Source organism: Streptomyces sp. NPDC006265, from assembly GCF_040613555.1.
Taxonomy (GTDB): domain Bacteria; phylum Actinomycetota; class Actinomycetes; order Streptomycetales; family Streptomycetaceae; genus Streptomyces.
Genome location: NZ_JBEXSH010000715.1, coordinates 1 through 4,776, shown reverse-complemented (window position 1 = coordinate 4,776; position 4,776 = coordinate 1). Strand labels below are relative to the sequence as shown.

At 73.3% G+C, this 4,776-nt stretch carries 6 protein-coding genes; 1 reads left to right on the top strand and 5 read right to left on the bottom strand.

Going from position 1 to position 4,776, the window contains the following annotated elements; genetic code table 11:
* Positions 1-57: 57 nt before the first annotated feature.
* Positions 58-507, bottom strand: coding sequence for a hypothetical protein (locus ABZ281_RS38195; RefSeq protein WP_356662618.1), 450 nt, complete (start codon positions 505-507; stop codon positions 58-60).
* A 254-nt stretch (positions 508-761) separates the two neighbouring features.
* Between ABZ281_RS38195 and ABZ281_RS38190 the strand changes: the two genes are divergently transcribed.
* Complete coding sequence (locus ABZ281_RS38190; protein WP_356662617.1) at positions 762-1,952, top strand: hypothetical protein; 1,191 nt, start codon at positions 762-764, stop codon at positions 1,950-1,952.
* A gap of 99 nt (positions 1,953-2,051) precedes the next feature.
* Here the strand turns inward: ABZ281_RS38190 and ABZ281_RS38185 are convergent, their stop codons facing one another.
* The 4 genes from ABZ281_RS38185 to ABZ281_RS38170 form a co-directional block, all read right to left on the bottom strand.
* Entirely contained in the window at positions 2,052-2,621 is a 570-nt protein-coding gene (locus ABZ281_RS38185; RefSeq protein ID WP_356662616.1) for a transglycosylase SLT domain-containing protein, read from the bottom strand.
* Positions 2,509-3,597, bottom strand: a complete 1,089-nt coding sequence (locus ABZ281_RS38180; protein WP_356662615.1) for a serine/threonine-protein kinase — start codon at positions 3,595-3,597, stop codon at positions 2,509-2,511. Before ABZ281_RS38180 ends, ABZ281_RS38185 begins: the two co-directional genes overlap by 113 nt.
* Entirely contained in the window at positions 3,594-4,391 is a 798-nt protein-coding gene (locus ABZ281_RS38175) for a serine/threonine protein kinase (protein WP_356662614.1), read from the bottom strand. The genes ABZ281_RS38180 and ABZ281_RS38175 overlap by 4 nt, the downstream gene beginning before the upstream one ends.
* Positions 4,392-4,580: 189 nt before the next feature.
* Positions 4,581-4,760: an Hsp70 family protein gene (locus ABZ281_RS38170; protein ID WP_356662619.1), complete on the bottom strand. Its 180-nt coding sequence runs from the start codon at positions 4,758-4,760 to the stop codon at positions 4,581-4,583.
* Positions 4,761-4,776: the final 16 nt, after the last annotated feature.

Sequence of the window (4,776 nt, the reverse complement as noted above, 5' to 3'; positions counted from 1 at the left end):
GTGCGCGCCGAAGGGGCGGCCGGAGCACCGGCCGCCCCGTGGGGCGAGTGGGGCGGCTCAGTACCAGCCGGTGTTCACCAGGTCGTGGCCGTCGCAGGCGAGCAGGGCGCGCGAGACGCGGCCGTTGAGGTTGTTGCCCATCTGCGTGTAGGCGTAGTTGATGCCGGGGTCGACGGTCTCGGAGACCCAGCCGTCGTTACGGCCCGCGCCGTTGTCGGAGCGCTGCAGGACGGCCGCGCAGCCGGGCCGGGAGTTCTCGATCCGGGCGAACGAGCCACACTTGTCGGAGTAGAAGTACTTCAGGGCCATGCCCTCGAAGTACTTGGTGGCTCCGACCTGGCGGAACGTACCCGAGCAGAACGAGGTGGTGGGGTACTGCCCCTCCTGCCCGTACAACCCGTAGTTTCCGCCCGAGAACGGCTGGGCCTGGGCAGTGGTCGCAAGGAGCGCCATCACCGCGGCGGCGCCCCCCGCGGCCAGCAGTGTCGTGAGTGATCGACGGCTCATGAGCCCTCTTTCGTGGGTCGGCGGGTGATGCGGTCGTGCGCGGCGGCCGGCCCCGGCCGTCGCTCGCTGGTCGTGACCGTACGGGGCGTCACCGCACCGCCGACACCTGACACTTATCAGGGTCAAAGCCGCAGGTCGCCCCGCTGTGCCGCGGCCCTGACATTCGTCAGGACCGCCGGCCGCGCCCGGGCTCCTATCGTGGTGCCGCGGGCCAAGACCCGGTAGGACCACCGGGCGATCCAGGAAGGGCAACCATGCGCATGCTCCTGCGCGGCGCGGCCGCGCTCGCGGCCGTCGTCACGGTCGCGTCACTCACGAGCGGTGCGGCGGCACACCCCAGGACGGGCAGGGCCGCCGAGGCCGCCGGGATCGTTTGGGCCTCCGCGGACGGCCGGATCCCGCCCGGTGTCACCGCCGGCGTGGCCGTCTACGACCGCGAAGCCGGCGCGTTCACCGAGCAGGTCAACGACAGCGCACAGTTCCGGTCCGCCTCGGTCGTCAAGCTCCTGATGACCCTGGACTTCCTGTGGGACCGCGGGCCCGACCACACCATCCCCCCGGCCGACCGCGCCCGGCTGGAGCCGATGCTGCGCGGCAGCGACGACGACGCCGCGAACCACTACTGGTCGACGTACGGCGGCTCGGCGATCATCAAGCGGATGACCGACCGGCCCGCGCTCGGTCTGCGCGACACGGCGCCGCCGCCCGCCGAATACGCGGGCTTCTGGGGCTACACCGCCCTCTCCGCGCGGGACACGGTGGCGATCTACCGGTACATCCTGGAGAAGGCGCCCGCACCCGTTCGTGACTTCATCATGGACAACCTGCGCCGCTCCACACGCTGCTCCGCCACCGACCACTTCGACCAGCACTTCGGCATCGCCGGGGCGTTCGACAAGCCCTGGGCGGTGAAGCAGGGCTGGTCCGGGAAGTACGCGAAGGGCACATGCGGCTCCCAGGCCGCGTCCTCGGGAGTGCGGGCGGAGTCGGCCGCCCCGGCTCCCCGGGCCGCCGCGGCCGTGGACCTCACCCGCCCCGCGCTGCACACCACCGGCACGGTGGGCGCGAACGACCGCACGATCGTGGCCGTGCTGACGCTGCACCCGGTCGGCACGTCGTACGGCAAGGCCTACACCGACATCGGCCGGCTGACCCGCTCGCTGAACGTGCCCGGGGCGAAGCGGCCCGCCGGGACCTGGTTCGGCACCTGGGGCGAGTTCGTGAACGTCCGCAGGGGGCCGGCCACGGGCGGCGACCGGATGACGCAACTCCCCGCCGGGGTCGAGGTGCTGGTGGGCTGCCAGGTCCGGGGCGAGACGGTCAGTGTGCCGGCGTACACCAACGACTGGTGGGCCTATCTGCCCCAGTACGGCGGCTACATCTCCAACATCTACATCAGCTCGCCGGACAACCGGCTGCCGAACGTCCCGGAGTGCGCCGCGTAGCGGTCGCGACGGGAACGGGGGACGAGCGGTGGGCAGGGCAGCGGCCCCGCCCACCGCTCGCGGTCGTACGGGTCAGCCCACCGCTCGCGGTCGTACGGGTCAGCGTTCGTACTCGGCGAGATAGCGCATCACCTCGTCCACGTGCGGTTTCACCCGCTCCGGTACGCCACGCTCCTCGATGACCGTACGGTCACTGGTGCGGTAGCCGGCCGCCACGAGCGCGGGCAGGTCCTTCTTCGGCAGCCCGGCCTGTTTGAAGCGCTGGTCGAGCCAGCACACGTACAGGCTCATGGTGGAGATCGCGTCCGGCGGCGACATGTGGTCCTTGTCGCCGTCACCGTCTCCGTCGACCGCCCAGGCCCGGAACACCGACGGCGTCCACATGGCGATGCCGTACTCCTCGCTCTGCGGGCGGGAGGCGTTCGGGTCGAAGTTGCTCTCGGCCTTGATCAGCGCGGCGAGCAGGGCGGGCGTGATCTCCTCGTCGGTGCAGCGGTGGGCCGCGCGGGCGATGACGGGGCGCAGCGCCTCGGGTACGTCGGAGTCCTCGGGGATCTCACCGGCCGGCGTGCCGGCGGCGGTGGGGGTGGCGCGGTCGCGTTCGTCGTCCTGGGTGCCGCCGTCTCCTCCCAGGAGGGCCGCCCCGGCGACCGCGGCGGCGGTCAGCACGACGAGCCCGGCCGCGACAGCGGGCACCAGGCGTCTTCGGCGGCGGTGCGGGCCGACGGTGATGGCGTCGACCCCGGGCGGCGACTCCGTCGGCCGTGTGCGGGAGCCGGGCGGCGTGGTCCGGGGCCAGGCAGTCGACGATCAGCCGGCGCATGTCCTCGTCGAGGCCGGCGTCGAGCCGCAGGGGTGCGGTGCCGCGGGCGTAGGCCTGGGCGGCGAGTGAGCGGGCCCGGGCCGTCGCGCCCGGGAAGGGATGGAGTCCGCCGGTGAGGACCTGGTGGGCGAGGACACCGAAGGCCCAGATGTCGGCGGTGGGCCGGACGACGGCGCCCTGGGTGCCGGTGCGCTGGGACCACCACTCGGGGGGCAGGTGGTCGAGGGTGCCGAGCGGCGGCAAGTGGGCGTGGGTGCCTTCGAGTTCGGCGGCCAGGCCGAAGTCCGCCAGCCATACCCGACCGCCCGGGCCCAGCAGGACGTTGGCGGGTTTGAGGTCGCCGTGCACCCACCCGGCGTCGTGCATGTGGGCGAGCCCGGCGGCGACCCCGCGCAGGACACGGTCGGCGTCGGCGATCGGCCCGGCCGTCTCCGCGGCGTCCAGTACGTCCTGCAGGCTGGCCTCGGCCCGGCCCATGACCAGCGCGATCGCGCCGTGCAGGGCGGGGAGTTCCGGTGCCTCGACGGTGCACACGGCGTGGGTGCGGACGAGGTGGGGGTGGTCCGCCTCCGCGCTGAACCGGACCTCGCGCGCCACGTTTTCACCGAGCGCGGCGCGCTGCCCGGGCCCGAGGGAGCCGGTCGGGAGCACCTTCACCGCGGCGGGAGTGCCGTCGGCGACCGCACGGGCTTCGTACACCGTCCCCCAGCCACCGGAGCCGATGACCGTGCCGACCTCCCAGCCCTCGATGCGGAAGCCCTCCGGGAGACGGGGCGGGCGGGGCGCTTCCAGTTCGTCGTCCCGTTCCTCGGACGTCGTCACGCGCCGGTCTCCTGCGGGTCGGTGAGGCGTGCGGCGCCGCGGGGCGGCAGCAGGCCGAGGTGTTCCTCGCGGACCAGGCCGAAGCGCAGGGCGACGGAGGCGAGCCGGGTGCGCTTGGCGCCGGTGCGGCCGCCGTCGGTCGCGGCGGTGGCCTCCTCGCCGAGTTCCAGGCGCAGTTTGGCGAAGGCGAGGTAGTCGATGTGGTAGTTGACCGCCGAGCGCGTCAGGCCCCGGCAGGACTCCAGCGGCCGCAGCCGCTCCACGATCTGCCCGACACCGGGCAGCGCCGAGTCGGAGGGGTCGCGCAGCCGGGGCTCGCACAGGGCCACCAGGACGAGGAAGTACTTCGACGTCGGGTCCAGGGCGAAGGGGTGGACGGTCTGTTCGCCGCCGCCCGGCACGGACTGCTCGCTGAGATAGGCGTGCTGGGGTGCGAACACCTTGAACGTGGCCGTGCCGGACAGGGCGGGCAGCACCACGCGGGAGAACTCGAAGGGCACGGGCGCCCCGAGCCGCCCGGGCGCGACGGTGAGGTACTCGCCGGCCCCCTCCAGGTTCTCCACCACGTACGACACGCTGCGGCTGAAGTTGGACAGCCGCCAGTAGTCCCCCGCGGCTTCCAGTTGCCCGGCCCGGCGGGAGATCCCCGGGTCGGTCAGGACGATGCGGACCCCCGCCCCACCGCGTCCGAAGTCCGCGATGTCCCCCGGCCCCAGGTGGATCAGTTCGGGACTGCCCGTCTCGTCCACGCCCCACTGGGCGGTGCCGGGCAACTGCACGATGATCGTTTCCACGCGGACTCCCCCGCTGATGTCGCCCCCGATTTGGTCGCGAGGATTGTACGGTCGGCTTCCGGGTGCCGCGGAGTCGGCGGGGCCGCCGCAGCGTGCGGTTCCGGGCGTTGTGCGACGGGCACGAGCGCCCGGCCGGGCCGGCGCCGACAGCTCGGTGCAGAACCGGACGGCGCCCACGCCCGTTCCCTCTCACGCCGTACGTCGCCTCGCGGTTCCACTCCTGCCTCTGGCCCCAGGCCTCGATATTGGAAGCACCCGTCGGCAGGGCGCCGGAAGGCGCGAACGACTGGGGGCCAGCAGCGAGACGTCGAACGTACCGCCACCGAGGTCGAAGACCAGGATGGTCTGGTCGCCGCCGCCATGCTGCACGCGGCCGCCGCGCGCG